At 67.6% G+C, this 25144-nt stretch carries 21 protein-coding genes and 1 pseudogene; 9 read left to right on the top strand and 13 right to left on the bottom strand.

Annotated elements, in window-relative coordinates:
- Positions 1-13 precede the first annotated feature (13 nt).
- A complete protein-coding gene (locus SLG_RS04570) occupies positions 14-445 on the bottom strand; it encodes an ester cyclase (RefSeq protein WP_014075255.1) in 432 nt (143 codons plus the stop codon).
- Positions 442-1062, bottom strand: a complete 621-nt coding sequence (locus SLG_RS04565) for a DUF2239 family protein (protein ID WP_014075254.1) — start codon at positions 1060-1062, stop codon at positions 442-444. The genes SLG_RS04570 and SLG_RS04565 overlap by 4 nt, the downstream gene beginning before the upstream one ends.
- Before the next feature lie 99 nt (positions 1063-1161).
- Here SLG_RS04565 and SLG_RS04560 point away from each other — a divergent pair, with 99 nt between their 5' ends.
- Positions 1162-1500, top strand: coding sequence for a GIY-YIG nuclease family protein (locus tag SLG_RS04560; protein WP_014075253.1), 339 nt, complete (start codon positions 1162-1164; stop codon positions 1498-1500).
- Positions 1501-1841: 341 nt separating this feature from the next.
- Here the strand turns inward: SLG_RS04560 and SLG_RS04555 are convergent, their stop codons facing one another.
- The 5 genes from SLG_RS04555 to SLG_RS04535 form a co-directional block, all read right to left on the bottom strand.
- Complete coding sequence (locus SLG_RS04555; protein WP_014075252.1) at positions 1842-4388, bottom strand: TonB-dependent receptor; 2547 nt, start codon at positions 4386-4388, stop codon at positions 1842-1844.
- A gap of 451 nt (positions 4389-4839) precedes the next feature.
- Positions 4840-5826 carry an L-histidine N(alpha)-methyltransferase gene (egtD, locus tag SLG_RS04550; protein WP_041392614.1) on the bottom strand — a complete coding sequence of 329 codons (987 nt, stop codon included), beginning with the start codon at positions 5824-5826 and terminating at the stop codon, positions 4840-4842.
- Between the two features lie 3 nt (positions 5827-5829).
- Positions 5830-7107, bottom strand: coding sequence for an ergothioneine biosynthesis protein EgtB (gene egtB, locus SLG_RS04545; RefSeq protein WP_014075250.1), 1278 nt, complete (start codon positions 7105-7107; stop codon positions 5830-5832).
- Positions 7108-7455: 348 nt separating this feature from the next.
- A complete protein-coding gene (locus SLG_RS04540) occupies positions 7456-9033 on the bottom strand; it encodes an ABC transporter permease/substrate-binding protein (RefSeq protein WP_014075248.1) in 1578 nt (525 codons plus the stop codon).
- Positions 9030-9788, bottom strand: coding sequence for an ATP-binding cassette domain-containing protein (locus tag SLG_RS04535; protein WP_014075247.1), 759 nt, complete (start codon positions 9786-9788; stop codon positions 9030-9032). The genes SLG_RS04540 and SLG_RS04535 overlap by 4 nt, the downstream gene beginning before the upstream one ends.
- Positions 9789-10104: 316 nt before the next feature.
- On the opposite strand from SLG_RS04535, the gene SLG_RS04530 reads away from it, so the two are divergent.
- The 5 genes from SLG_RS04530 (at position 10105) to SLG_RS04510 (ending at position 18294) form a co-directional block, all read left to right on the top strand.
- Positions 10105-12300, top strand: coding sequence for an autotransporter assembly complex protein TamA (locus SLG_RS04530; RefSeq protein ID WP_014075246.1), 2196 nt, complete (start codon positions 10105-10107; stop codon positions 12298-12300).
- Between the two features lie 17 nt (positions 12301-12317).
- On the top strand, positions 12318-16535 hold the full coding sequence (locus tag SLG_RS04525) for a translocation/assembly module TamB domain-containing protein (protein WP_231848753.1): 4218 nt from the start codon (positions 12318-12320) through the stop codon (positions 16533-16535).
- Positions 16535-16756, top strand: a complete 222-nt coding sequence (locus tag SLG_RS04520; RefSeq protein WP_014075244.1) for a hypothetical protein — start codon at positions 16535-16537, stop codon at positions 16754-16756. The genes SLG_RS04525 and SLG_RS04520 overlap by 1 nt, the downstream gene beginning before the upstream one ends.
- On the top strand, positions 16753-17841 hold the full coding sequence (locus SLG_RS04515) for a YihY/virulence factor BrkB family protein (protein ID WP_014075243.1): 1089 nt from the start codon (positions 16753-16755) through the stop codon (positions 17839-17841). Before SLG_RS04520 ends, SLG_RS04515 begins: the two co-directional genes overlap by 4 nt.
- A 75-nt stretch (positions 17842-17916) precedes the next feature.
- The gene (locus tag SLG_RS04510) at positions 17917-18294 is read left to right on the top strand and encodes a hypothetical protein (protein ID WP_014075242.1); all 378 of its coding nucleotides are present in this window, start codon (positions 17917-17919) and stop codon (positions 18292-18294) included.
- Between the two features lie 44 nt (positions 18295-18338).
- On the opposite strand, the gene SLG_RS04505 is transcribed toward SLG_RS04510, so the two are convergent.
- The gene (locus tag SLG_RS04505; protein ID WP_014075241.1) at positions 18339-18602 is read right to left on the bottom strand and encodes a DUF2171 domain-containing protein; all 264 of its coding nucleotides are present in this window, start codon (positions 18600-18602) and stop codon (positions 18339-18341) included.
- 155 nt (positions 18603-18757) lie between these two features.
- Here SLG_RS04505 and SLG_RS04500 point away from each other — a divergent pair, with 155 nt between their 5' ends.
- Entirely contained in the window at positions 18758-19408 is a 651-nt protein-coding gene (locus tag SLG_RS04500) for a retropepsin-like aspartic protease family protein (RefSeq protein WP_014075240.1), read from the top strand.
- A gap of 35 nt (positions 19409-19443) precedes the next feature.
- Here the strand turns inward: SLG_RS04500 and SLG_RS04495 are convergent, their stop codons facing one another.
- The 4 genes from SLG_RS04495 to SLG_RS04480 are packed head-to-tail and all read right to left on the bottom strand — an operon-like array spanning position 19444 to position 22941.
- Positions 19444-20298: an inositol monophosphatase family protein gene (locus SLG_RS04495; RefSeq protein WP_014075239.1), complete on the bottom strand. Its 855-nt coding sequence runs from the start codon at positions 20296-20298 to the stop codon at positions 19444-19446.
- On the bottom strand, positions 20295-21167 hold the full coding sequence (locus tag SLG_RS04490; protein ID WP_014075238.1) for a diacylglycerol/lipid kinase family protein: 873 nt from the start codon (positions 21165-21167) through the stop codon (positions 20295-20297). Before SLG_RS04490 ends, SLG_RS04495 begins: the two co-directional genes overlap by 4 nt.
- A complete protein-coding gene (locus tag SLG_RS04485) occupies positions 21164-22486 on the bottom strand; it encodes a PQQ-dependent sugar dehydrogenase (RefSeq protein ID WP_014075237.1) in 1323 nt (440 codons plus the stop codon). Before SLG_RS04485 ends, SLG_RS04490 begins: the two co-directional genes overlap by 4 nt.
- A 14-nt stretch (positions 22487-22500) precedes the next feature.
- Positions 22501-22941 carry a DUF2231 domain-containing protein gene (locus SLG_RS04480; protein ID WP_041391724.1) on the bottom strand — a complete coding sequence of 147 codons (441 nt, stop codon included), beginning with the start codon at positions 22939-22941 and terminating at the stop codon, positions 22501-22503.
- 165 nt (positions 22942-23106) lie between these two features.
- Here SLG_RS04480 and SLG_RS04475 point away from each other — a divergent pair, with 165 nt between their 5' ends.
- Together SLG_RS04475 and SLG_RS04470 are read left to right on the top strand one after the other, a co-directional pair.
- Positions 23107-23820: a cytochrome c oxidase assembly protein gene (locus tag SLG_RS04475; RefSeq protein ID WP_014075235.1), complete on the top strand. Its 714-nt coding sequence runs from the start codon at positions 23107-23109 to the stop codon at positions 23818-23820.
- 13 nt (positions 23821-23833) lie between these two features.
- The gene (locus SLG_RS04470; RefSeq protein WP_014075234.1) at positions 23834-24502 is read left to right on the top strand and encodes a cytochrome b; all 669 of its coding nucleotides are present in this window, start codon (positions 23834-23836) and stop codon (positions 24500-24502) included.
- Positions 24503-24515: 13 nt separating this feature from the next.
- On the opposite strand, the pseudogene SLG_RS22430 reads toward SLG_RS04470, so the two are convergent.
- Positions 24516-24989: pseudogene (locus SLG_RS22430) on the bottom strand (c-type cytochrome); the annotation flags it as partial.
- Between the last annotated feature and the right edge of the window lie 155 nt (positions 24990-25144).

The following is a 25144-nucleotide window of genomic DNA, read 5'->3' as shown; positions in this document are numbered from 1 at the left end:
GGCCGGAAAATGCTCACCGGTTGCGCTGGAGCTGCTGAAAGACGCCGAGCCGATCGGTGACCTGCCAATGACCGGTCAGACGCTCTGCGCTGTCGAACATATAGACCGTTGCGCCCGACATATGGATCGCTCGGCCGGTTGCCGGGAAGCCCGGCAAGTCTCCCCAGTGCGTGCCGTTCCAGAGCCAGGTCATGACGACAGCGTCGCCATCGGCGAACAAGGCCTGGATGTCGAAGCGCTGGTCGGGAAAGGCCGCCCGCGACGTGCGCACCCGCTCCCTGAACCCGGCGCGATCAAGGCTTTTGCCCTCCCAGGGATCGCCCGGATCGTGGTGGATCGTGTATGTCTCCGCGATATAGCCGTCAGCCGCGTCCACTTCACCTTCATCCCAGATCTGCCGGATGAACGCGACCAGCCGCTGCTTGCGCTGATCCTGCGTCGTCATGATCGTTCCTCATCGGGATTCGGCCGGGCCAGCGCCCGGGCATAATCCCGAATGTCCGGGGGCCACGCCGCCATCCGGTCGACGAAATCTTCATCCTCACCAGCGAACAGGGCGCGGATCGCTTCCTCGTAACCCGGCAGGTTGCCTGCGAGCGTGGACAGGAAGCGGTAGCAGCGCTCCTGTGCCGCCTTGCGATCGGTCCGCCCGCCATCGGCCCGACGGGCTTCGTCGACAAGGCGGCGCAACGCCTGCGAGGCGCCTCCCGACTGCCTTGCCAGCCATTCCCAATGACGCGGGAGCAGAGTCACTTCACGCGCAACGACGCCCAGCTTTGGCCGGCCCCGCGAACGGCCAGGCGCACCGGGCGGCGCATGCCGCGTCCCGGCTGCCGAGGCTTCAAGCTCGCTGCGCTCGGTCAATCGCGAGACGATCTCCGCGGTGGTGCCCCGAAGATCGAGCTCGATCACCGCGCCGGTCGTGTCATTGAAGGTGAGAACCGGGCCTTGCGTTCCGGCTTCGGCTGCCTTGATCGCCAAAGCCACATCGATCAGCGCGCCGCTGGCGATGCGCTGGTGGCCGGCAAAGGCCGTGCAGGGTGTGGACAGATAACTGGTCATGCCTCTTTTTAACCGGGTATAATTTGATGTCAATACACCCGGGTGATATTGCGTTGGCCGGGTGCGCATCGTAAGGGGCGCCAACATCGGAGGTGGCACATGAAGAGCGAGGATCGGAAGGCGGCTGTCGCGGCCTACAAGGAACGAAAGGTGGAGGCCGGCATCTATGCCGTCCGATGCACGGCATCCGATCAACTGTGGATCGGCAGCGCGCCGGATCTGTCCACCATCCGGAACCGTCTCTGGTTCACGCTGCAACAGGGCCGTAATTCGCATCGATCGCTTCAGGAGGCATGGACTGCGCATGGAAGCGAGACGTTCACCTTCGAGGTCATCGATCGCCTGACCGATGACGATGCTTCGAGTTCCAGCCGGGTCGCGGCGCTCAGGAGCCTCCATGCCGAATGGATAGAGGAGATGAATGGCATTCGCATCTAGGGCGGATCGACATTGTCCTACGGACGCTTTCGGCTCCAGCGCTGGCGGCCTGCAAATAGCGGTTTCCCGGTCTTCCGGTGCTCACGTACCTTGAGCACGCTGCGCGCCGGGCCAGCTTGGACGAACTCCGGGGCCATGGCGGCGCGCCTATCTCGTCATGAACGATGTCGTCCCGGACCTGATCCGGGACCCCGCTGCCTTGAATCTCGCCGGGTCCAGCCGGTTCGAGAAACAGGAAGAAGCGGGATCCCGGATCGAGTCCGGGATGACAAAGGAAAAGGGCTGAAAACCTGTCCGTCCGGGCCGGCGCGACGGTCTTCGTCGGCGCCGGCCCTGTAGGATCAGAAGTTGCGGCGTACCGTCAGCGCCACTTCGCGCGGGCGGCCCGGCTGGCCGGTGGTGTAGAACGCGTTCTGGAACTTGTTCAGGAAGTAATATTTGTCGAACAAGTTCGTGGCTTCCACCGCGACGGTCCAGTCCTTCTCGATGGTCTGGAATGCGATGCGCGCATTGACCACCGTGAACTTGGCGACCTGCGCGTTGGGCGAGCAGAGGAAGTCGCCGCAATAGCCGGGCGTGTAGTTCACGTCGACGCGCGGGGTGAGCGTGCCGAAGCCGAGATCGGCTTCATACTGGGTGCCGATGCTCCACTTCCACTTGCCGATGCCGGGCCGGCTGGCGCCAACCACGATGGAGGTCGTGGGATAATTGATGGAGGTGAAGGTGAAGTCCGTGAGGCTCCACGATCCGTCGATCGACCAGCCGCGCACGGGGCGGATCGTCGTTTCGAGCTCGAAACCCTTCACCTCGGCATTGCCGATGTTCAGATACTGGCCGCACAGGCCGGAGACGCCGCCGCGATCTGGCGGCAGTTCCTGGCCGTCAAGCCCGATGCAGACCTGCGGCACGCCCTGATAGCCCTCATAATCCATATAGAAGCCGGTGACGTTCAGGCGCACCCGGCGGTCGAGGAAGTCGCCCTTGAAGCCGACCTCATAGGATTTCAGCTTCTCGGCGCCGAACGGGCGGATCTGGTAGAAGCTGTAGGGACGCGGCGAAATGCCGCCGCCCTTGAAGCCGGTCGCGTACTGCGCATAGAGCATCACATCCGGCGTCACCTTGTAGGACGCGGCAAGGCGCAGGTCGGTGAGCGTCTCCTTGTAGGTGCCGACCTGGCCGGACAGCGGATTCTCCGGGTTGCTGAGCGGCAGATACTCGCCGAGCCCATCCGGATTGAAACGGCCGAACGTATAGTCCTTGCGCTGATGCGTGACGCGGATACCGCCTTCCAGCGTCAGCCGGTCCGTCACGTCCCAGGCGACATTGCCGAAGCCGGCATAGGTCGTAAGATCGGCCGTGTCGTCATTGATGAACGAGAAGCAGGGCGTCGCGGCCGCGCAGAAGCCGGAGAAAGGCGTGTGGATGCGCGCTTCGTACCGGGTGGCAGCGTCATAATAATAGCCGCCCAGCGTCACATGCACCGTATCGTTGACCAGATTGCCCGAGAGACGCAGCTCCTGGCTGAACTGGCGGTGATGGAACTTGGAATTGTCCTGGATGAACACGATCGGCGAGTTGTCGTTGTCCGATCCGCTCTGGCTGAAATATTTGCGATAGCCGGTGATCGACTTGAGCGAGAAGAAGGGGCTGATCTCATAATCGATCGTCCCCGAGACGCCCCAGCCATCCACCTGGCTGGCGGACGGCGCGATGAACGGGCCGAGCGGCGCGCCAGCGGGAATGGCGCTGGGCGGCGCGCCCGCAGGCTGGGGACCGGCGGCCGAATACATCACGCCGGGATCGTAGAAATTGGCATAGCTCGCATAGCCGTCGTTCAGCGGGGAACTGGCCCGGCGATACTTGCCATAAGGCACGAAGCGATCGTCAAAGGCGACGCCCTGATAGGGAATGCTCATGCCCGAGCGGTTGGAGGGGCTGGCCGTGCCCTTCGAGGCCGATTCCGCCGAGGCGATCAGCACCGAAGCCTGCGTGGCGGACTCGTCCCGCGTGTAGTCGGCCGAGACATTGATCTCCAGCGGGCTGCCTGCCGGCGCGAGGCGCAGCGACCCGCGCAGGGCGTACATGGACTGGTTGCCCAGCTCCCCGAGCTTGCAGTCGTTGCCCACAGCTGCAAGGCGCGGGATGGCGCCCGAGACGACGTCCGGATCGCTCGGATTGAGGCAGGCATAATCATAGCGCGTCACATAGCCGTCGCGATTGCGCGTGACGCCGGTGATGCGGGCGTAAAGCGCGTCGGGCACCACGGTGAAGTCCGCGCTGGCCTTGATGTCGCGGCGCTTGAAGTTGCCGAGCGCCACCTCGACGGAGCCGCCCTCGCCTTGCGGCTTCTTGGAATAGAGCCGGATGGCGCCGCCCTGCGAGTTCATGCCCGCGAGCGTGCCTTGCGGGCCGCGCAGCACCTCGACGCGATCGAGGTCGGTCAGGTCGAAGGCCGAGGCCGTGACCGTGCCGAAATAGATGTCGTCGATATAGATGCCGACGCCCGGCTCCACCGAGGGGCTCTGGTCGGACTGGCCGACGCCGCGAATGAACGCGCGCATCGAGTTGCCGGAACCGGCAGGGTTCTGCTGCAGGATCACGTTCGGCGACTGCGCGGTGATGTCCGTGAGCCGCGTCTGGCTGCGCGCCTCGAGCTGTGCGCCGCTGACGGCGGTGATCGCGAGTGGGACATCCTGCAGATTCTGCTCGCGCATCTGGGCAGTGACCACGATCACATCGTCGTCATTCTCGTCCGCGGCGGCTGTCGCCGTGCCCTGCGCCTGCGCCTGCGCGGCAGTCGCGAGGATGGCCGCACTGGCGAGAATGCTACTGCTCGCCAGGCCGATCCGCGATATCGTGCGCGCGAGACTATGCCGTAAAACCGTCATGTCAGACTCCCCTCCCTGCCGGGCTTTGCCGGCTCATTCATTCTTTGCCACACCGCCAGCAGTGCATCCGGACTGCGGGTTCCGCAGCCCGGCATCCTTCTGTGGCCTGCCGCTAAATTATTCTGGCGCCCGCTGCGAGGCTTTGACCGAGATAGAGAGTTGAATTGCCGCAGCTAGAAAGGGCGTTTGCGATCGCGCCCGGAAAAGCGCGGATTTCATGCCCTTTCGCTGGCTCCGGCTGGCTCGCCGGTCATCCCAGCCGGTCCGGTCCCCGCGAACCATGGCCGCAGGTGGCGCTCTGCCGATGCGTTTCCATGGCGCGAAATGCCCTGATTTCAGGGCTTGCCATGGGCGTCCCGGCGGCTCCGTGCGGCCTGATGTCCCGCCTGTTTCCATCTGGTCCCATCGGCATGCATTCTGCTGCAATCGCGCACCCCTCATCCTGCGCCGCTCAGGGCGCGGACCGCTGCTCGCTCGCCTCGCACAGCACCAGGAGGAAATCGCCATCGGCGTCGGTCCACTGGGCATTGGGCGTCCAGCCGCTTGCCTGCAGGATCAGCCGCGCCTGATCCGGCGTGTATTTGTGGCTGTTTTCCGTGTGGATGGTCTCGCCCGCGAGCATCGCGAAGCTGCAGCCCGAGATGCTGAAGCTCACATCCCGCGTGGCTTCGAGATGCATTTCGATGCGGCTCCAGTCCGGATTCCACCGCGCAACATGGCGGAACTGCTCGACCGGAATGTCCGCGCCGAGCTCGCGATTGATCCGCAGCAGCAGATTGAGATTGAAGCGCGCGGTGATGCCCTGCGTATCGTCATAGGCGCGGACCAGCCGGTCGATGTCCTTCACGCGGTCCACCCCGATCAGCAGTTGTGCCCGGTCGCCGAGCGTCTCGCGCATCGATCGCAGCAGGTCGACGGCGGTGCGGGGCACGAGATTGCCGATCGTCGAGCCGGGGAAGAAGCCGAGCATGCCGAAGGCCTTCACGGCAGCGGGCAATTCCACCGTCTTCATGAAGTCGGCTTCCACCGGCATCACCGGCAGCGTCGGGAAGGCTTGGGCGAGCGCCTCGCTGGACTGGCGCAGGAACTCACCGGAAATGTCGATCGGCACATAAGCCGCCGGAGATATCTCGCGCAGCAGCAGCGGCGTCTTGACCGAGCTGCCCGAGCCGAACTCCACCACCGCACGCCCCGGCCCGACCAGCCGGGCGATGTCCTGCCCGTGCCGCTCCAGCAGCGCGGTCTCGGCGCGCGTGGGATAATATTCCGGCAGGGCGGTGATGCGCTCGAACAGCTCGGACCCGGCGAGATCATAGAACCAGCGGGCGGGAATGGCCTTCTGGCGCTGGGCCATGCCTTTCAGTACATCGTCGCGAAACGCCGGATCGACGCCCTCGCCGTCCCGCTCGATCAGCTTCAGATTGGTGTGCACCATCATCATTCAAAGATCCTTGGCGAGGCGCAGGCCGGTGAATTGCCAGCGCTGATGGGGATGGAAGAAATTGCGGTAGGAAGCGCGGACATGCCCGCGCGGGGTCGCGCAGCTGCCGCCCTTGAGCACGAACTGGCTGCTCATGAACTTGCCATTATATTCGCCGACCGCGCCCGGCGCCGTGCGAAAGCCCGGATAAGGGCGATAGGCCGAGCCGGTCCATTCCCAGACATTGCCGAACAGCGAGGTGAAGCCCTCGCCCGCTTCCTCGAAGCGCGGGCTGACCGGCCCCGGGCCATCGAGCTGCACGCCCGCCATGGGATCGGCCGTGCGCGCGGCGGCTTCCCATTCCTGCTCGGTCGGCAATCGCGCGCCCGCCCAGGCGGCATAGGCATCCGCCTCGTAGAAGCTGACATGCGTGACCGGCGCCGCCGGATCGACCGGCTGCCAACCCGCGAGCGTGAACTGCTCCCAGACATGATGGCTGCGGCGCCAGTAAAGCGGATGCTCGACGCTCTCGCGGTTCACCCAGTCCCACCCGTCCGAGAGCCAGAGCGTGGGCGTCGCATAGCCATTGTCGTCGATGAACTCGAACCATTCGCCATTGGTGATGGTGCGATTGGCAAGCGCATGGGGCGCCAGGAGCGCGGGATGCGCCGGCCGCTCATTGTCGAAGGCGAAACCGTGCGCACCGGCGCCGATCTCCACGATGCCCTCCGGCCCGGCATGCCAGACCAGCGGCGTGGGGTAATGCTGCGGCTCATGCGCGGGCGGCCACAGGGCCGGGCCGAGCGGATTGCAGGAGAAGAGATGCTTGATGTCCGTCAGTAGCAGTTCCTGATGCTGCTGCTCGTGCTGGAGGCCGAGCTCGATCAACTCGGGACAGGTCTCCGCAAGCATCGGCAGGGCGGAGAGAAATGCCTCGTCCACCCGGGCACGATAGGCCAGCACCTCGTCCAGCGCCGGCCGCGTGAGCAGGCCCCGGCGCGGTCGCGCATGGCGCTCGCCCTCGGCTTCATAATAGCTGTTGAAGAGATAGGGCCAGCGCTCGTCGACCAGCCGATAGCCCGGCAGATGATCGCGCAGCACGAAAGTCTCGAAGAACCAGCTGCTGTGCGCCAGATGCCATTTGGCGGGCGACGCATCGGGCATGGACTGGGCGGTCGCATCGGCATCGGAAAGGGGCGCGGCCAGCGCGAGGCTGAGCGCGCGCACGTCGCGATATCGCTGGGCCAGCGCCTCGCTGTCCGCCGCGGCCAGGGGAGCTGGCGCAGTCGTGATGCTCATGGTTCTGACCCTCCTTCACGACCACCGATGGCCGCGTGCTCACGCCCTTCCGCTACGATTACGCACGAGCGCGGTTTTGGTTACCACCGATACTTTGGTTATAACGCCCCGCGCGGCAGGACAACTATGGGGCGGGGACGAATTCGCGGCCTTTGAGGGTCAGAAGCGCGCATTTTTTGCCCCCTTTCATTGTCATCCCGGACTCGATCCGGGATGACGCTGCCTTGACGATCGCCGGGTCCAGCCGGTTGAGAAAGGAAGAAGCGGGATCCCGGATCGAGTCCGGGATGACGACGTGAATGGCGAGAGATGGCGCGCAGCCATGGCCTCGAAATTCGTCCACGCCGGCTATCGGGCGGGGACCGGGCCTTCGCGCGCCAGCAGCCAGCGTGCCGCATCGGCGGGCGTGCGCTTGTCGGCATCGCGGTCCACCATCCAGTTCGCCGCGCGCATGGCATCCATGGGGATCGACCCGACCAGCGGCTGCAGCGCCGCGACCAGCCGGGGGTCCCGCGCGGCCGCCCCGGAAAGGAGCAGCAGCGCATCATAGCGGGGCAGAGCGCCGGCCGGATCGTCCAGCGTCACGAGATCGAGCGCGGCGATGCGCCCGTCCGAAGAGAAAGCGGAGATCACGTCCACCGAGCCGTCCGCCAGCGCGCGATACATGAAGGTGGGACTATAGGCCCGCTGAGACCGGAAGGCGGGGCCGTAGCCCACTTCCACCGCGCGCCATTCGGGGCGGCTGAGGAACTCGAGATCGCTGCCGAGGCGCAGGCGCGGCGATTCCCGCGCGAGATCCGCCAGCGTCGCGATGCCGAGCGCCTCGGCGCGGTCGCGGCGCATGGCGAAGGCATAGGCATTCTCGAACCCGAGCGGGCCGAGCAGCGTCACCCCGTCCCGGTCCGCCAGCTCCCGCGAGAGGGTGCGCATCATCGCTGCGCCGTCTGGCCTGTCCTCGCGTTGCAGGACATTGGCCCAGAGCGTGCCCGCATAATCGACATAGACCGCGATATCGCCCGCCGCGAGCGCGCGATAGGCGACCGAGGAGCCGAGATTGTCCCGCCGCTCGGTGCGATAGCCCGCCGCGCGCAGCCGCGCCTCGATGACGCGGGCGAGGATATATTGCTCGGAGAAATTCTTGGCGCCGATCACCACCGGCTTCCCGGCCGGTTCATCGGACGCCCTGCCGGCCCCGCCGCCGCTCGAAGGCAGGGGCATGAACGCCGCCGCCAGCGCGAGCAGCAGAAGCCCTAGCCCAGCCCAGAGCCGCGCGCGCGAGCGGGTCGCGAGCCCAGCCTCCACCTGCGCCAGCATCGCATCGACCAGCAGGGCAAGCAGCGCCGCCGCGATGCAGCCGGCCAGCACCCGCCGCCAGTCCTCGATCTGCAGACCGGAGAAGATGAGATCGCCCAGCGTCGGCTGGCCAATGGTGGTGGCGAGCGTCGCCGTGCCGATCGTCCAGACAGCGGCCGTGCGGATGCCGGCGAGGATCACCGGCGCGCCCAGCGGCAGCTCGACCAGCCGCAGCCGCTGCCCCGCCGTCATGCCGAGACCTTCCGCCGCCTCGATCAGCGCGGGATCGATGCCGCGGATCGCCGCCACGCCGTTGCGCACGATCGGCAGCAGAGCATAGACGGTGAGCGCCAGCAGCGCGGGGAGGAAGCCAAGCGCCGGGATCGCAAGGCCGCTCAGATCGGCGAGGAACAGCAGCAGCGGATAGAACAGCGCCAGAAGCGCCAGCCCCGGTATGGTCTGCAGCAGGCTGACGACCGCCAGCAATGGCCCTCGCGCGCCACGACGATGCGCCGCGAGAATGGCGAGCGGCAGGCCGATCGCGATGGCGAGCAACACCGCGCATCCGCTGAGCAACAGATGCTCCCGGGCAAGATTGGCCAGCTCGGCCCAACTCACGCCCAGCGCGCTCATGCGTCGCGCGCCAGGGCTTCGAGGGCAGCGGCTGCGCGGCGCGCCGCGTCCAGCATCGCGTCGATGCGCGGATCGCCCCGGTGACGGATCAGCGCGCGGGGCGTCATGTCGGCCAGCACCCGCCCCTCGTCCATCACGATGACGCGATCCGCGAGCAGCAGCGCTTCGCTCATGTCATGCGTCACGAGCAGACTGGTGAGGCCGAGCCGATCGTGCAGCGCGCGATAGGCCGTGCCGAGCTCGGCGCGCGTGACCGGGTCGAGCGCACCGAAAGGCTCGTCCATCAGCATGATCGAGGGGCCCGCCGCCAGCGCCCGCGCGAAGCCGACGCGCTGCGCCTGCCCGCCGGAAAGCTGCGCCGGATAGCGCTCCGCGAAATCCGCCGGCAGCGAGACGAGTGCCAGCAGCTCGGCGACCCGCGCCTCCCGCCCCGCGCGGGCCATGCCCTGCAGGCGCGGCACCAGCCAGATATTCTCCGCGACGCTCATGTACGGGAAGAGCCCGATGCCCTGGAACACATAGCCGATCCGGCGGCGCAGCGCGGCGAGCGGCTGGGCACTCACATCCTCGCCATCCACCATGATTTGCCCGCTATCGATATCGGCCAGCCGGTTGATCGCCTTGAGCAAGGTCGTCTTGCCCGCGCCCGACTGTCCGACGATGGCGAGGAAGCATCCGCTCTCGATGGCGAGCGTCACATCGTCGAGCGCGCGGCGCTCGCCATGGCTCTTGCTGACCTGAGAGAGAGTGATCATCGGCGAGACTGGACTTCCCTGGAGCGGCCGCGGAAAGGCCAGGTTAAACGCCAACGCGCAGGAAACCCAACCGGTTTCTCGCCCGGCGCCCCGGGTGGATCAGGCGCCCGCCCTGCCCGCGCCACAGTCCCGCTTCGGGCCGTCCATGAGGCGCCGGGGCAAATTCCCCAGAAACCAACCGGCCTCCAGCGTGTTGTGTAGAGCAAGGCGGCGCATAGGTCCTCAGGACAGGCGCGATAAATGGGGGTCCTGCTTGTCTTCGATCGGGTTCGGCTCAGGAGGCTTTGGCTCTGGTGGAGCCGCCCGGAGCCGCGCATTGCGTCTTCTCGCGGCGTCACCGCTGGTGCTGACCGCGCTCATCGTCGCCGGCCAGCCCGTCCGCGCGCGCCAGCCTGCCGTGCCTGCCGATCCGCCCGTGCTGACCGGCGCGGAAGCGCAGGACGCCGCCCCGTCAGACGCGCAGCCCGACGAGCCGATCATTTCCGACGAGGAATTCGACGAGAGCATCCCGCCGATTTCCGACGACCCCGCCGGCGCGATGGGCTCCGTCTCGGAGTGGGAAGCCGAGGCCGATCGCCGCGCCACGACGCCGGGCGAGCAGGCCCTGCCGCCCGTGGACGACATCGGCGCGCCCCTGCCGGACGACCCCGAGGCGGACCAGCCGCTCACCCCGATCGAAGCCTTCGACGTCGAGCCCTTCGACGACAGCCGCTACACCGAGGAGGAGGAGAGCCGCGCCGCCGAGACGCGGTACAATTACAGCATCGAAGGCCTCGACACGCTGAATGAGGCGGGCGGCAAGGCCCCGGTGGACGCCGATACGATCCGCGCCCAGTTCCAATCCCTCTCCGCGCTGGAAGACGGCGATGGCCGCGCGGCGAACGGCGCGATGATCAATGCGCGGCTGGAGGAGGACCAGAAGCTTCTCGCGGACATTCTTTCGAGCCACGGCTTCTTCGATTCCAACGTGCGCGGGAGCCTCCAGCTCGGCGAGACGGGCAGCGACGATCCGGTGCGCGTGCTTCTCGAAGTGACGCCCGGCCCCCGCTACGTGCTGGGTGCCATCCGCTTCGACGCGGCGCCGGTGATCCCCGAGGACCTCATCGTCAGTGCCTTCGCGCCGCAGACCGGCGACCCCATCGAGGCCGAGGACATCCTCGCGGGCGAGGCCAGCATCGCCGTGGAACTGCCGCAGAACGGCTATCCTTTCGTCGAGATCGGCGAGCGCGACATCCTGCTCGATGCGGAGACGCGCACCGGCGACTACACGCTGCCCGTGACGCCCGGCCCGCGCAGCAGCTTCGGCGACATCGTGAACCGGGGCGAGGAAGCCGTGTTCGAGCCCGGGCACATCGAGCGGATCGCCCGGTTCCGCAAGGGCGAGCTCTACGACAGCCGCAAAGTGGACGACCTGCGCCGCGCGCTGGTCGCGACCGGGCTGTTCTCGGTCGTCTCGGTCGATCCCGAGCCGAGCGGCGTCCCGGCCGGCGACGGCACGGACTATGCGACGCTGGTCGTCAGCCAGGAAGCAGGGCCACCGCGCACGCTCGCGGCGCAGGCGGGCTACGAGACGGGGCAAGGCATCAAGATCGACGGAAGCTGGACGCACCGGAACATGTTCCCGCCGGAAGGCGCGCTGGTCGTGCAAGGCACCGCCGGCACGCAGGAACAGGGGCTCGGCGTCGCGTTCCGCCGCTCCAATGCCGGCCGGCGCGACCGCACGGTGGAACTTGGCATCGATGCGCGGCGCAGCGACTTCGAGGCTTATGAGGCGCTGACGGGGCGGCTCTATGGCCGCGTCTCCTATGACAGCACGCCGATCTGGCAGAAGCGCTGGACCTATAATTACGGCTTCGAGCTGATCGGCACCAATGAGCAGGACTATGATTTCGACGCGGGCGAGCGGCGGCGGCGCACTTATTATGTGCTGACGCTGCCCGGGCAGATCACGTTCGACACGTCCAATTCGCTGCTCGATCCCACGCGCGGTTTCCGCCTGTCCGCGCGCATATCCCCGGAGAGCTCGCTGGGCAGCGGCGCGCAGGCCTATGCCCGCACGCTGTTCGAGGGCACGGGCTATTACCCCGTCTCGGATGATGTGGTGCTCGCCGGGCGCGCCCGCGTGGGCATGATCGGCGGCGCGGCGCGCGCGCAGATCGCGCCGTCGCGGCGCTTCTATGGCGGTGGCGGCGGCTCGGTCCGCGGCTTCGGCTATCAGGAGCTGGGACCCAAGGACCCGGACAACCGGCCGATCGGCGGGCGAAGCCTGGTCGAGGCGGCGGCGGAAGTGCGCTACCGCTTCGGAAATTACGGCATCGTCGGCTTCATCGATGGCGGGCAGGTATACACCAGCGAGATGCCGCGCTTCACGGACTGGCGCTTCGGCGTCGGCATTGGCGGACGCTTCTACACTAATTTTGGCCCGATGCGGCTGGACGTCGCCACGCCGATCAATCGCCAGCCGGGTGAATCGCGCGTTTCCGTCTATATCTCGATCGGGCAGGCCTTCTGATGGCGGAGACAAGCGACATGACGCCCGCGCCGCTGCCCGAGGCTCCCCCGCCCCGCCGCGCCCGCTGGGGCCGCCGCGTGGCGCTCGGCCTTCTCGGCCTGCTGGGCCTGCTCCTCGCCCTGGCGATCGGCGGCTATGCCTGGCTGGGCACGGACAGCGGCCGGCGCTTTGTGGCACGGCAGGTGGAAGGCCTGAGCTTCGAGAATGGCATGCAGATCCGCGTCGGCCGGATCGAGGGCTCGATCTTCGGCGCCATGCGTCTGCGCGATGTCGCCTTGCGCGACCCCCGGGGCACGTTCCTCAGCGCCCCGCTTGTCGACATGGACTGGCGCCCGTTCGCTTATCTTAGCAATCATGTGGACATCCGCGCGCTGCTCATCCCGCAGGCGCGGTTCCATCGCAACCCGCAGTTCAATCCCACGCCGCCGAGCGAAGGCCCGCTGCTGCCCGATCTCGACATCGACGTGAACCGACTGGAGATCGGTCGCCTGCAGATCGACGCGCCGGTCACCGGACGGCGCCATCTGCTGGGCCTTGCCGGCACGGTACACATTGCCGACCGCCGCGCGCAGATCAAGGCGGACGGGCGCGCCATCGCCGCCCCGGGCGTGGCCGGCGGCGACCGGCTCGCGCTGGTGCTCGACGCGGTGCCCGAAAGCAATCGCCTCGCCATCGAGATGCGACTGGCGGGCCCGGCCGACGGGCTCGTCGCGAGCTACAGCGGCGTGGCGCAACCCGTCGCGCTCACCGTCTCCGGCAAAGGCGACTGGCAGATTTGGGACGGGCGGCTCTCGGGCACGATGGGCGCGGAGGACCTCGCCAATGTGGTCATCACGGCGCGGGACGGCACGTTCACGGCGCGCGGACCGATCCGCCCCGGCCTGTTCATCACCGGTCCCGGGCGGGCGATGCTGGAACCCGTCACCCAGCTCGATCTCTCCGCCACGCTGGCCGAGCGGCGCGCTCATCTGCACGGCGGCGTCCAGAGCGACAATTTCACCTTCGGCGCTGACGGGCAGATCGACCTGGGCGCCAGCACCATGCGCGATCTCCAGCTCGGCTTCCGCCTGCTCAAGCCGAGTGTCATCGCGGAGAATCTCAGCGGTGCGGACATCGCCGCGACGGCCACGCTCAACGGCAGCTTCGCCGCGCCGGAAATCGCCTACGGGCTGACCGCGCAGCGGATCGGCTTCGGTGCGACGGTGGTGGAAGGGCTGAGCCTCTCGGGCAGCGCCGCGCTGGAGAAGGAGCAATGGCGCATCCCGCTGCACGGCAGCGCCCGGCGGATCATCGGCGTCAACGAGAGCGTTGCCCCGCTGCTCACCAATGTGCGGCTCGATGGCGACCTCGCTTATGCGAATGCCCGGCTGCTCTCGGACAATATCCGCCTGCGCTCGGACCGGATCGATGCCACCGCCGTGATCGTCGCGGATCTCGACAAGGCGCTGTACAGCGGCGCGCTCAATGGCCGGGTCAATGATTACCGGGTGGAAAGCGTCGGCATCTTCAACCTGCAGACGGACATGGACCTCAAGACCGGGGCCAATGGCTATTTCCGGCTCGGCGGTCGCGTCGCGGCCCGCTCCACGCGGCTGCTGAACGATAGCGTGCAGACGTTCCTCGGCGGCAACGCGCTCATTGTCGCGAATGTGGGTTATGACAGCAATGGCGTGGCCAGCCTCGACCGGCTGGACGTGTCGGCCCCGCAATTCCGGCTCACCGGCGGCCGGGGCCGTTATGGGGCGGACGGATCGCTGCGCTTCGCCGCGAGCGGCAGTTCGGATCAATATGGCCCCTTGAGCCTGGACGTGACGGGCTCGGTCGCGCGGCCGGTGGTTCGCCTCGCCGCGCCGCGCCCGGGGCTCGGCATCGGCGTTGCCGATCTGGAAGCGACGGTGCGCGGCAATGACGGCACCTATCTGGTCGATGCCCAAGGCGTCACCGATTATGGACCGCTCAAGGCCGACGTGGCGGTGCGTACCGGCGGCGCGCTGGCGATCGACGTGCGGCAGGGAACCAATTTCGCCGGCATCGGCTTGACCGGCCAGATCACGCAGACGCGCGCCGGCCCATTCGCGGGAACGCTGCTCGCCAATGGCTCCGGCCTCAACGGACGGGTGGACCTCTCGGATCAGGGCGGCTCGCAGCGCCTGCTCGTCAATGCGCGTGCCCGCGACGCGAGCCTGCCCGGCAACGCCACTGTCAGCCTGGCACGCGGCTTCGTGAATGCGGACGTCCTGCTCGCCGACCAGCCGCAGGTGGTGGCGGCCATGCAGCTCGCCGGGGCCCGCATGGGCGAACTCAGCATTGCCGGGGCCCGCGCCGACGTGAATTATCGCGGCGGCAGCGGCCAGGCGAAGATGCTGGTCGAAGGACGCACGCGTTACCCCTTCCGGCTCGCGGCCAACACGCGCTTCGATCCCGCGCTCTGGCGCGTCGCGATCGACGGGCGGCTCAACGGCATCGACGTGAAGACGCGCGAGGCCATGCGGATTGTCCCGGAGGACAGCGGATACACGCTTCGCCCCGCCGCGCTGTCGATCGGACAGGGCACGCTGCGGCTGGCTGGCCGCTATGGCCCGGGCATGTCCCTCCAGGCGCGCCTGCAGGACGTCAATCTGGCGCTCGCCAATCCGTTCGCCCCCGGCCTCGGCCTTGGCGGCATGGCCAATGGGAGCGTCGATTTCTCGCAACCGTCGGACAGCGCCTTCCCGAGCGCGGACGCGCGCCTGCGGATCGACAATTTCACCCGCACGAGCCTTGCGGCGGTGTCCGAGCCGGTCGACATGAGCTTCGTGGGCCGGCTGGTGCCGGATGGCGGCAATGCCCGCGCCATCATCCGCCGGCGCGGCGCCGCGATCGGGCGCCTGCAGGTCGATCTTCGTCCCCTGCCCCCCGGCGCCGGCAGCTGGACCACGCGCCTCATGGCGGCGCCCCTCTCCGGCGGCGTGCGCTACAACGGCCCGGCGGACGTGCTGTTCTCGCTTGCGGCCCTGCCCGACCAGAGCCTGCGCGGCGCAGTCGGCCTTGCCGCCGACTTCACCGGACGGGTCAGCGCGCCGCAACTCACCGGCGTCGTGCGCGCGAACAATCTCGTCTATGAGAATACGCAGTTCGGCACCCGTCTGACCCAGCTCGCGGTACGCGGCCGCTTCACCAATGACCGCCTGCAGGTCGAGAGCCTCACTGCCAATGCGGGCGACGGCACGGTGAGCGCCAGTGGCTTCGTCTCGCTCAGTTCCGCCCAGGGCTTCCCCATCCAGCTCGGCATCGACATGAACAATGCCCAGCTCGCGAGCGGATCCGACATGGAGGCCCGCACGACGGGGCAGTTGCGCGTGGTCAACGGCCCGGGCACCCCGGCGACGATCAGCGGGAGCATTGCGCTGCCCGAGACGCGCTATCGCATCGTCCGCCAGGGTTCGGCGCAGGTGCCCACGCTCACCGGCGTGCGCCGCAAGCCGGCGCTCGGACGCGAGCGGATCAGCGGCGCGCCCGAGCCGATGGAGAGCATCCCGTCCGACTGGCGGCTGGACGTGCGGCTCCGGGCGGACAACCGCATCTACGTGAGCGGCATGGGCCTCGAATCCGAATGGAGCGCGGACATCCATGTCGGCGGCACCAGCGGCGCGCCGCGGATCACCGGCGACGTCCGGCTCGTGCGCGGCACGCTCGGCTTTGCCGGCCGCTCGTTCGAGCTTCAGGAAGGCCGCCTCACCTTCAGCGGCGACGAAATGACCAATCCGGAACTGCGCATCGTGGCGAGCGGCGATGTCGAGGACGTGACGATCAACATCACCATCACCGGCTCGGCCGGCGACCCCCAGATCGCGTTCAGCTCGACGCCCAGCCTCCCCCAGGACGAACTGATGGCCCGCATCCTGTTCGGCAATTCGGTCGGGGAACTGAGCACGATCCAGGCGGTCCAGCTCGCCGCCTCGCTCAACAGCCTGCGCGGCAGCGGCGGCGGGCTCAATCCGCTCGGCGTGCTGCAATCCGCCAGCGGCATCGACCGGCTGCGCATCCTCGGCGCGGACGAGGAGACCGGCCGGGGAACTTCCCTCGCAGTGGGGCAATATATCAGCAACGACATCTATGTGGAGATCGTGACGGACGCGCGGGGATATACCGCTACCCAGCTCGAAGTCAGCTTGTCCCGCGCCCTTTCGGTGCTCAGCTCGATGGGCAGCTTCGGCGGATCAAGCGTGAACTTGCGCTATCGGAAGGATTATTGATGCGCCGTTTCCTTGTCCTTTGCTGCCCGATGCTGCTCGTGGCCTGCGGCAGCGACCAGAGCTTCGACGAGCGCTACAACGAGCAGGCGCAGTCGATCGATACGACCGCGAGCAACATCCAGGAGGAGCTGAGCCGGCAGATGAACGCCTCCGCGCATGCCGGCCGGCTCCGCACCGATCCGAATGCGCCCGACACCATGGTCAATCAGGCTGAGCCATGACACCGAGCGAGGGACCAGTCACGGAGGACGGCCAGCCGATCTCCCGCCAGGACGCGGAGATGCTGGCCGATACGCTGCCCGGCGCACGGGGGGAATCCCCGCTGCAGCTTCCGCGCGCCGCCTGGTGGTCGATCGTCAAGCGCATCTACGTGATGATCGGCTTCCACAATCTCAGCCTCCTGGCCGCGGGCGTGGCTTTCTATGCCTTTCTCGCCTTCGTGCCGCTCATCGCGTCGATCGTCCTCCTGTACGGACTGGTCGGCGATCCGCAGAGCGTCGCCGCCAACATCACGCTGCTCGAAGGCATCGTGCCGCCCGAGGTGCTGACCATCCTGAAGGAACAGCTGCTGGCGATCGTCACCAGCAGCAAGACGGCGCAGGGCCTCGGCCTCTTCATCGCGCTCTTCTTTTCGCTTTACGGCGCGATGCGCGCGGCCACGGCGATGATCACCGCGCTCAACGTGATCTACGAGGAATATGAGACGCGCAACTTCATCCGCACCACCGGCCTCGCGGCCGCCATCACGCTCGGCATGGTCATGGTCGCCATCATCGGCACGGTGGCGATCTCGCTGTTCACATATGCGCGCAATTTCCTCGCGCCTTATATCGGTAGCGCTGCCGCCCTGCTCATCCAGGGGCTGACCTGGCTGTTCGCGGGCGCGCTCATCAGCCTGACCTTCGCGGTGTTCTTTCGCTACGCGCCGGACCGGCGCGCCGCCAAATGGCGGTGGCTCTCGGTGGGCTCGGTCCTCTCCACGGTGCTCTGGCTGGCGATCACCCTGGGCTTCGGCTTCTATGTCGCCAACATCACGAACTACAACGCCACTTATGGCTCGCTCGCGGCGGTCGTCATCTTTCTCATGTGGCTGTTCGTGTCCGCCTTTGCGGTGCTGATCGGCGCGGAAGTGAACAGCGAGATGGAGCGGCAGACCATGGTCGACTCGACTGTCGGCCCGGACCGCCCGATGGGCGAGCGGGGCGCGGTGATGGCGGACAGTGTCGCGCTCGACCGGGCGAGCCGGCTGCTCATGGAGAAGAAGCGCCGGCGGGAGGCCGCGCATCGCGCCAGCCGCGTATCCTGAACGGCGCGGCACGGGAACAGGCCCGGTTTCCGGGCGTTGGCATGACAAAAGGTTCACGCGCGAAGGAGATCCGACATGGCGGCTTCCACAGCTTCACACACTGCGAATTCGGCGGGCAAGGCTCCGGCGGGCAAGGCGCTTTCGACGCCTGCGAAGAGCAAATCGTCGACGGACGCCGTCGCGCCCAAGGCCCGCGCCGTGGCCCGGTCGGTCGGTCAGGCCTGCATCACGACCGGCGAGGCGGGGATCGCGCTCGCCGAGCCCGTGATGCGCTCGCTGCGGAGCGAGCAGCCCGGCACGCTCGCGAAGATGGCACTGGCCGCTGCAACGCCCCGTCTCGTGGATGGCGCGATCCGGTTCGCGATCCGCAATCCGGTGGTCACGCTCATCGGCGTGGTTGTCATCGCGCGCATGAAAATGCGCCAGCAGGCCGCCGCCGGCGAGGGGGCGTGAGGGCCAGCGCCCCCCGCTCCTCACCGGCTGCGACCTGCACCGCGTCAGTTTCGATCAGCGATCGCTTCACCGTCCTTTTCTTCCTCGAACAGCAGCGCCGCAGCACCCGTCGCCGAGAGACGGACTTGATCGCCCTCGATCTCGGCAACCAGCCCGCCCGACAGATAATGATGGTGGCTGCCATGCGAGCCGCTGTCGGCCTTCGTCATCTTGATCCGGTCGCCCTCGACCTTGTCGACGGTGCCGATGTGCACGCCGTCCGCCCCGATGATGTCCATATGCTCACGCACCTGACTCAGATCAGCCATGATTGCTCTCCTTTCATGATCGTCATGGGCCTCTCTTGCGAACGCACCGGCGGCGGATTGGATGCCCGCTCGCGCAGCGGTTCGCCTCGCCCCCTGCCCGGCTGCGCGGATGAGCCGCGGCTCGACCGGCGGCCGGCGGGCAGGAGCAGCGCGCCATGCCGATAACCACCGATCCCGAGTGGCAGCAGCTCGCGCTTTATGCGGCGGGCGCGGCGCTGCTGCTCATCATCCTTTTCAACATTCCTTATGTGGGGCGGATATTGCGCGCGCTCCTCTCCTTCGCGATCCTGGCTTTCTGCCTATTCCTGCTGTTCCAGCATGCACCCTTCGATCCCAACCTCGCGCGCCTCACCGATCGCATGGGGATCGACGGGCAGCGGATAGAGGGCGAGGAAGTCCATATCCCGATGGCGCGGGATGGTCATTTCTGGGCCGATGTGCGGATCAACGGCGTGGAGCGCCGCATGCTCATCGACAGTGGCGCCACCATCACCGCCGTTTCGGCGCAGACCGCCGATCTGACTTCGGTCCAGCGCGACGCCAGCATGGTGCCCGTGATCCTGCGGACGGCCAATGGCGCGGTGGAAGCGCGCACCGGGACGGTCGAGCAGCTCCAGCTCGGCGGCATTCAAGCCCAGGGCCTCAAGGTCGTCATCTCGCCCGCTCTGGGCCCGATGGACGTGCTGGGCATGAATTTCCTCTCCAAGCTGGCCTCATGGCGCGTGGAGGGGCGTACGCTCATTCTGGTGCCGCCACGGGCGACGGCGGCATCGGAAAACGGCACGGCAGATCGGGCGCCATCCTGACCCCTGCCCCCCGGGGCCGGGCCATCCCGCTCGCGTCAGCCGGCGGGGTCGCGCAGGAACCGCTCCACCGCCTCCGGGCTTCCGATGGCCATCGGGGCGGCCCAGAGCCCGGGCTCCCGATCGCCTGACTGGAACCCGTTGAAGGGCTGCCAGGCGTCGCCTCCCTGCTTCTCCAGCATGGTCTTGCCGGCCGCGATGCCGAGGGCCGCGCCGGCAGCGACATCCCAGATATTGGGCCGTTCAAACCATGCCATTTCGAGCAGTCCGGCCGCGACGAAAGCGCATTCGATAGCGGCCGATCCCGTCTTGCGGCTGTCCCAGTCCGGCGCCGGACGGGACGGCGCGCTGGGGACGCCCCGCAGGCGGCGCCGTACGTCCGGATTGACCTGGCTGTCCAGCGTCGCGCCGTTGAACCGCAACGGCCCGTTGACCGCGGCATGATAGACGCCCGCCTCAAGGGCATGGCTGGTGCTGCACCAGACCGCGCCGGCAATGGGCCGTCCCCGGAAAAGGACGCCCACCGAGGAGGCGAACAGCGGAAAGCCGTTGATGAAATTGGTGGTGCCGTCGATCGGGTCGACCGCCCAGAGGAAGTCATGGCCACGGCCCGGCCGATGATCCATTTCCTCCCCGATGATGTCATGATCGGGGAAATGCACCGCCAGCCGCTCGCGGATGACGGTTTCGACATGGGCATCCACTTCCGACACCGGATCGCGGAAATGCGCGCTATCCTCCTCGCTGCTCTTGTAGCGCACGCGCAGCATGCCACCGAGCGCGGCGCGGATCTCGGTGCCGCCCAGCTGGGCAAGCTCGACGGCGAGCGCCTCGATGTCGGTCAGGAGGGCATCGTCGAGCAGGGCGCTCTCGTGCTTGTCGCGGGTCATCATGTCAGCTCCCGTGGCTGGAGGATCTTCACCGGGCGGCGCAAGCGGACCTCCACGCTGCCAGACAGTGTCGCATCGGGTGAGCGGTCATCGAGGCGGAAGGGCCGGTCATGCACGGTCAGCCGGGCTCGGGTGGCGCGCCAGACCGGCAGCGGGCAGGGAGCAGCATCGGGATCGAGGGCCCATTCGTGCAGCAGGTCGCGCTGGTGCGGCTGCACGACGACGATGTCGAACAGCCCATCACCCGCGAGCGCACCCGGCGCGAGTGCCAGCGTGGACCCGACAAAGGGAATGTTCATGATCTCCACCATCAGGCATTGGCCCTGCCAGCGCCTATCCGGCGTTTCGATCGCGCAATCGAACGGCTCGGCCCGGCACAGCGCGGCGCGGAAGGCCGCACGGCCGTTCTCCCGTTTCTCGGCGGCCGTTCTGGGCGCCTCCTCCGCATCGTCGACGGCGTCCGTGAGCACACCCGTGCCGACGGCTTCCACGAACCTGCGGCGCCCCCATGGGCCATCCGCTTCGCAGCGGTCGAGCAGCGTCCAGCGCTCGGCCGACCAGCGCTCGGGGATCGTGCGCCAGTCCCCGTCGACACCGAGCGCGCCGGCGATATTGTTGGCGCCGCCCAGTGGCAGGATGCCGATCGGCACATCCTGATCCTTCAGCGCCGAAACCACATCGGCCACGGTGCCATCGCCGCCCGCTGCGACGATGAGGTCGAACGGCCCCTCGAGAGCGGCCTCGAGCTCCTCATCCAGATGCGAGCAATATCGGCTCTCGTAGCCCGCGCGGCGCAGATACGCCTCGATGACATGGCGTGGCACCGGATCGGTGCCAGCATTGTCATTATGGACCAGCAGGGCGCGCTTCATCGGGTGGCCGGCGCGACGCGCCAAATGGTGTTGGAGAGATCGTCCGCGACGAACAGCGCCCGGCGCGCGGGATCATAAGTGACGCCGACCGGCCGTCCCCGCGCATTGCCATCCTCATCGATGAAGCCGGTCAGGAAGGGACGCGGCGGGCCGGCGGGCCGGCCGTTCGAGAACGGCACCCACACGACATTGTAACCGACGAGCGTCCGGCGGTTCCAGCTGCCATGCTGCCCCACGAAGGCACCCTCCCCATAGCTGCCGGCGAAACCCGGCCCGCGCACGAAGGCAAGGCCCAGCGGCGCGACATGGGAGCCCAGCGAATAATCCGGCGTGACCGCGCTGGCGACCAGCTCCGGCTTCTGCGGCCGCACGCGCGGATCGATGTGCCGGCCCCAGTAGCTGTACGGCCAGCCATAGAAAGCGCCCGGACGCACGGCGGTGAGGTAATCCGGCACCAGATTGGCCCCGATCTCGTCCCGCTCGTTCACCACGGCCCAGAGGGCACGGGTGCGCGGCTCGATGGCCAGCGCGGTGGGATTGCGAATGCCGGTCACATAGGTGCGGCGGGCGCCGGTCTCGCGGTCGATTTCCCAGATGACGGCGCGTTCCTCTTCCACCGCCATGCCCCGCTCGCCGACATTGCTGTTGGAGCCGATCCCCACATAAAGCTTCGTGCCATCGGCACTGGCGACCAGTGCCTTGGTCCAGTGGTGATTGAGCCGCGAGGGCAGTTTGGTGACTTCCGTGCCAGGCGTGGTGATCCGCGTCTGGCCTTCCTGATAAGGGAAGCGCAGCAGGGCATCCTGATTGGCGACGTACAGGCTGCCATCCACCAGTGCGAGGCCATAAGGCGCGTTCAGCCCGGAAATGAACGTGGTGCGAAAGTCCGCCCGGCCGTCGCCATCCTCATCCCGCAACAGGGTGATGCGGTCGCCGCCTTCGGTGCCGCTCTTGCCGCGACTCTTGATGATGCCGGCGATGAGATCCTTGGGTCGCATCACCGGGGCGCCGCCACCCAGACCCTCCGCCACCAACAGGTCGCCATTGGGCAGCACGAGCATCTGGCGGGGCACCTTGAGATCGGTGGCGAGGGCCGTGACGGTAAAGCCCGCCGGCGCACGGGGCTTCCCGCCGTCCCAGCCGGTCGGCGAGGCGATCTTCATGGGCGGGACCAGCGTCTCCGCAGGCTCGGGCAGATGCGGGCGGGACCCGATCTGCTCCGGCGGCAACGGACCGTCCGAACATCCCGCCAGAGCGAGGCTGAGCGCCAGGCCGGCCACGGCCGGGCGCGAGACCGACTGGCGGCGCAGCGCGCGCATCTTCATGAGCCGGGTCATGCCAGCACCTCCTTGCGGCGGATGCCGGCAAAGCCGATCCATGCCGCGAGCAGGGCCAGCAGCGTGCAGAGAATGGAGAGCGCCAGACCCGCGCCGCCCACCGAGCTCCAGCCGTCACGGCTGTGCTGGAAGGCATTGATGAGGCCGAGTATCCACATGGCCGCGAGGATCAGCAGATAGCCAAGCGCGCGCGGGCGTCCCGGCGCCCTCCGCTTGCCGAGGACAAAGGACAGCGCGGCCCAGACAAGCGCGCCCGTGCCGCCAAGCATCGCCCCCGTGATCAGCCATGCGGAGAAATTGGACCACTGGATCTCCGCCGTCTTCAGATAAGCAAGGTCCGAGAGAAGCGCGCCGGAAAACATGGCGACGGGAAAGCTCAGCAGAATGGCGTGAAGGGGATGAAGCACCGTCTCCCTTCTGCGGTGCAAAGCGGTCATGGGGGTGCATTCCTCCGGTTGCGGACTGCCGGGACGCGGCGCGATCATTCTCGGCCGGCAGAGACGTCATTCCGGGTATTCCTCTCCGGCAAATCCTCTCCACAAGCCTTCCTTGGGAACCGCACGCTCCTGCCAAGGTTCCCGAAGTGGGGAAGGAACCGACTGATGGATCGCACCTGGATACCTTATTGCGGCGTGGCGCCACTGCCGTCCGAATGGCTGACGCGCTGGAATTTCGATCCGCTCGTGATCGCCGCGCTGCTGTTGGCGGGCCTCTGGGCGTGGCGGCGTGGGGCGGACCGGACATCCGCGAGCCTCGGCCTTGCCTGCCTTGCGCTGCTCTTCATATCGCCGCTCTGCGCGCTGTCTTCCGCCCTGTTCGGCGCGCGCGTCGTCCATCATGTCCTGCTTACGGCGGTGGCAGCGCCATTGCTCGTCCGGGGCCTCGGGCTGCGGTCACCGGGCGGCGTGGCTTACTGGGCGGGCGCGCACGCGCTGCTCTTCTGGATATGGCATGCGCCGGGGCCTTATGCCTTCGCGCTCTCCAGCGATGCCGCCTACTGGCTGATGCAGGCCAGCCTGCTCGGCAGCGCCCTCGGCTTCTGGGCAGCGCTGCGAGGCACGGCGGATAGCTCGGCCATCGGCCTGCTGCTCATCATGATGGTGCAGATGGGCCTGCTCGGCGCGCTCATCACCTTCGCCACGCAACCAATGTACGCGCCGCACTGGCTGAGCACGCAGCCCTGGGGCTTCACCCCGCTGGAGGACCAGCAGGTGGGCGGGCTCATCATGTGGGCGCCGGCCTCCGCGCTTTATCTCGGCGCCGCGCTGCTGCGCGGCTGGCGGATGCTCACGCCTGCGCGAGCCCTCCCGGCATGATCGAGGCGCGGGCATGATCGAGGCGATCCGGGCCTGGGCGGCCCGTCATACGGCGGAACGGCGCTACTCCCCGATTGGGCAGGTCTTCCACTGGACCATGGCCGCCCTCATCCTCTTCCAGCTTGGCTGGGGCTGGTACATGAGCCGGCTGCCAGCGGGAGGCGACAAGCTGCGCGCCTTCGAGGTCCATGCCGAGATCGGCCTGCTGATGCTGATGCTCGCGCTGCTGCGCCTGCTCTGGCGGTTCATCGTTCCGGCGCCCATCAACGACGCCAATGATCTCGGATGGCAGACCCGCGCCGCTTATGTGACGCATGTCCTCTTCTACATCTGCTTTTTCGGCCTGCCGCTGAGCGGCTGGGCAATGTGGTCAGCGATCGACGGCGGCCCGCCGCTTCGCCTTGCAGGGCTCGTCCCCTGGCCGCTCATGCCTTTCGCCGCGACGCCGGTGCCGGTCCAGTGGCTGGCCCTGAACTGGGGCGAGAGCATCCACGCCATCCTGATTCTGCTGCTTATCGTGATGATCCCGCTGCATGTGGGCGCGGCCCTAAAGCATCATTTCTGGAATCGACACGACGTGCTGCGCGGGATGCTGCCGGAGCTTCCGGAAGATGCGCCCCTGGAAGTGCCGCGGCATGGGCTGCAACCGCCGCCACCTCCTCCGAAGAAAGCCGGCGGCTGACCGCCAGCATCTCGCCGAGCGGATCATTGAGGCGCTTTCCGGTCCGCCAAGCCCATAATTGCCGCGCCATATAGTCGGCCGGCTGGCCCGCGAGCGGCGGATTGCCCGGCCCGCCCCCCTCGCCATTTTCGCCATGGCATTGGGCGCAGGCCTGCAGGCCCCGCGCGGGGTCGCCCTCGCTGTATAATCGCGCAGCATGCGGATCGGTCGCGGAGGCCGTGGCGGCAGAGGGCGCCCATGTGGGTGCCAGTCCCGCATAGTAAGCGGCGACTTTCTCCCGATCGTCCGCATCGAGGTGCTGGGCGATGGCCCGCATGGGCGCATGGTCGCGCCGCCCGGAGGCATAATCGTCCAGCTGGCGATGCAGATAGCCCGCATCCAGGCCGGCGAGGCGCGGCGTGGCCCCGCCATCGCCTTGGCCATCGACGCCATGACAGGAGAAGCACGCGGCGGTCGCGCCGCCATCCGCGCCGCTGAAGGCGATCACTTCACCGGTGGCGCGGAAACGGCTGTCCCGGGGCGGCAGGTCGCAACCGGCGAGCGGAAGCAGGGCAAGGATGAAACGAAGCTGCACATTGCCGGGAACGGATCGGGCCGCAGAGCGGTTCCAGTCAGGAACGCAGACTCGGGGACAATCATGCT

Origin of the sequence: Sphingobium sp. SYK-6, assembly GCF_000283515.1 — a bacterium.
In the GTDB taxonomy this organism is placed as follows: domain Bacteria; phylum Pseudomonadota; class Alphaproteobacteria; order Sphingomonadales; family Sphingomonadaceae; genus Sphingobium; species Sphingobium lignivorans.
Note: the sequence above shows the minus strand (reverse complement) of the source record. Positions and strands in the feature narration are given on the sequence as shown.

Excerpts from the sequence above, each read along its gene's own strand:
- SLG_RS04570 (WP_014075255.1), bottom strand. The coding sequence starts at position 445 with ATGACGACGCAGGATCAGCGCAAGCAGCGGCTGGTCGCGTTCATCCGG.
- SLG_RS04565 (WP_014075254.1), bottom strand. The coding sequence starts at position 1,062 with ATGACCAGTTATCTGTCCACACCCTGCACGGCCTTTGCCGGCCACCAG.
- SLG_RS04560 (WP_014075253.1), top strand. The coding sequence starts at position 1,162 with ATGAAGAGCGAGGATCGGAAGGCGGCTGTCGCGGCCTACAAGGAACGA.
- SLG_RS04555 (WP_014075252.1), bottom strand. The coding sequence starts at position 4,388 with ATGACGGTTTTACGGCATAGTCTCGCGCGCACGATATCGCGGATCGGC.
- egtD (WP_041392614.1), bottom strand. The coding sequence starts at position 5,826 with ATGATGGTGCACACCAATCTGAAGCTGATCGAGCGGGACGGCGAGGGC.
- egtB (WP_014075250.1), bottom strand. The coding sequence starts at position 7,107 with ATGAGCATCACGACTGCGCCAGCTCCCCTGGCCGCGGCGGACAGCGAG.
- SLG_RS04540 (WP_014075248.1), bottom strand. The coding sequence starts at position 9,033 with ATGAGCGCGCTGGGCGTGAGTTGGGCCGAGCTGGCCAATCTTGCCCGG.
- SLG_RS04535 (WP_014075247.1), bottom strand. The coding sequence starts at position 9,788 with ATGATCACTCTCTCTCAGGTCAGCAAGAGCCATGGCGAGCGCCGCGCG.
- SLG_RS04525 (WP_231848753.1), top strand. The coding sequence starts at position 12,318 with ATGACGCCCGCGCCGCTGCCCGAGGCTCCCCCGCCCCGCCGCGCCCGC.
- SLG_RS04520 (WP_014075244.1), top strand. The coding sequence starts at position 16,535 with ATGCGCCGTTTCCTTGTCCTTTGCTGCCCGATGCTGCTCGTGGCCTGC.
- SLG_RS04515 (WP_014075243.1), top strand. The coding sequence starts at position 16,753 with ATGACACCGAGCGAGGGACCAGTCACGGAGGACGGCCAGCCGATCTCC.
- SLG_RS04510 (WP_014075242.1), top strand. The coding sequence starts at position 17,917 with ATGGCGGCTTCCACAGCTTCACACACTGCGAATTCGGCGGGCAAGGCT.
- SLG_RS04505 (WP_014075241.1), bottom strand. The coding sequence starts at position 18,602 with ATGGCTGATCTGAGTCAGGTGCGTGAGCATATGGACATCATCGGGGCG.
- SLG_RS04500 (WP_014075240.1), top strand. The coding sequence starts at position 18,758 with ATGCCGATAACCACCGATCCCGAGTGGCAGCAGCTCGCGCTTTATGCG.
- SLG_RS04495 (WP_014075239.1), bottom strand. The coding sequence starts at position 20,298 with ATGATGACCCGCGACAAGCACGAGAGCGCCCTGCTCGACGATGCCCTC.
- SLG_RS04490 (WP_014075238.1), bottom strand. The coding sequence starts at position 21,167 with ATGAAGCGCGCCCTGCTGGTCCATAATGACAATGCTGGCACCGATCCG.
- SLG_RS04485 (WP_014075237.1), bottom strand. The coding sequence starts at position 22,486 with ATGCGCGCGCTGCGCCGCCAGTCGGTCTCGCGCCCGGCCGTGGCCGGC.
- SLG_RS04480 (WP_041391724.1), bottom strand. The coding sequence starts at position 22,941 with ATGACCGCTTTGCACCGCAGAAGGGAGACGGTGCTTCATCCCCTTCAC.
- SLG_RS04475 (WP_014075235.1), top strand. The coding sequence starts at position 23,107 with ATGGATCGCACCTGGATACCTTATTGCGGCGTGGCGCCACTGCCGTCC.
- SLG_RS04470 (WP_014075234.1), top strand. The coding sequence starts at position 23,834 with ATGATCGAGGCGATCCGGGCCTGGGCGGCCCGTCATACGGCGGAACGG.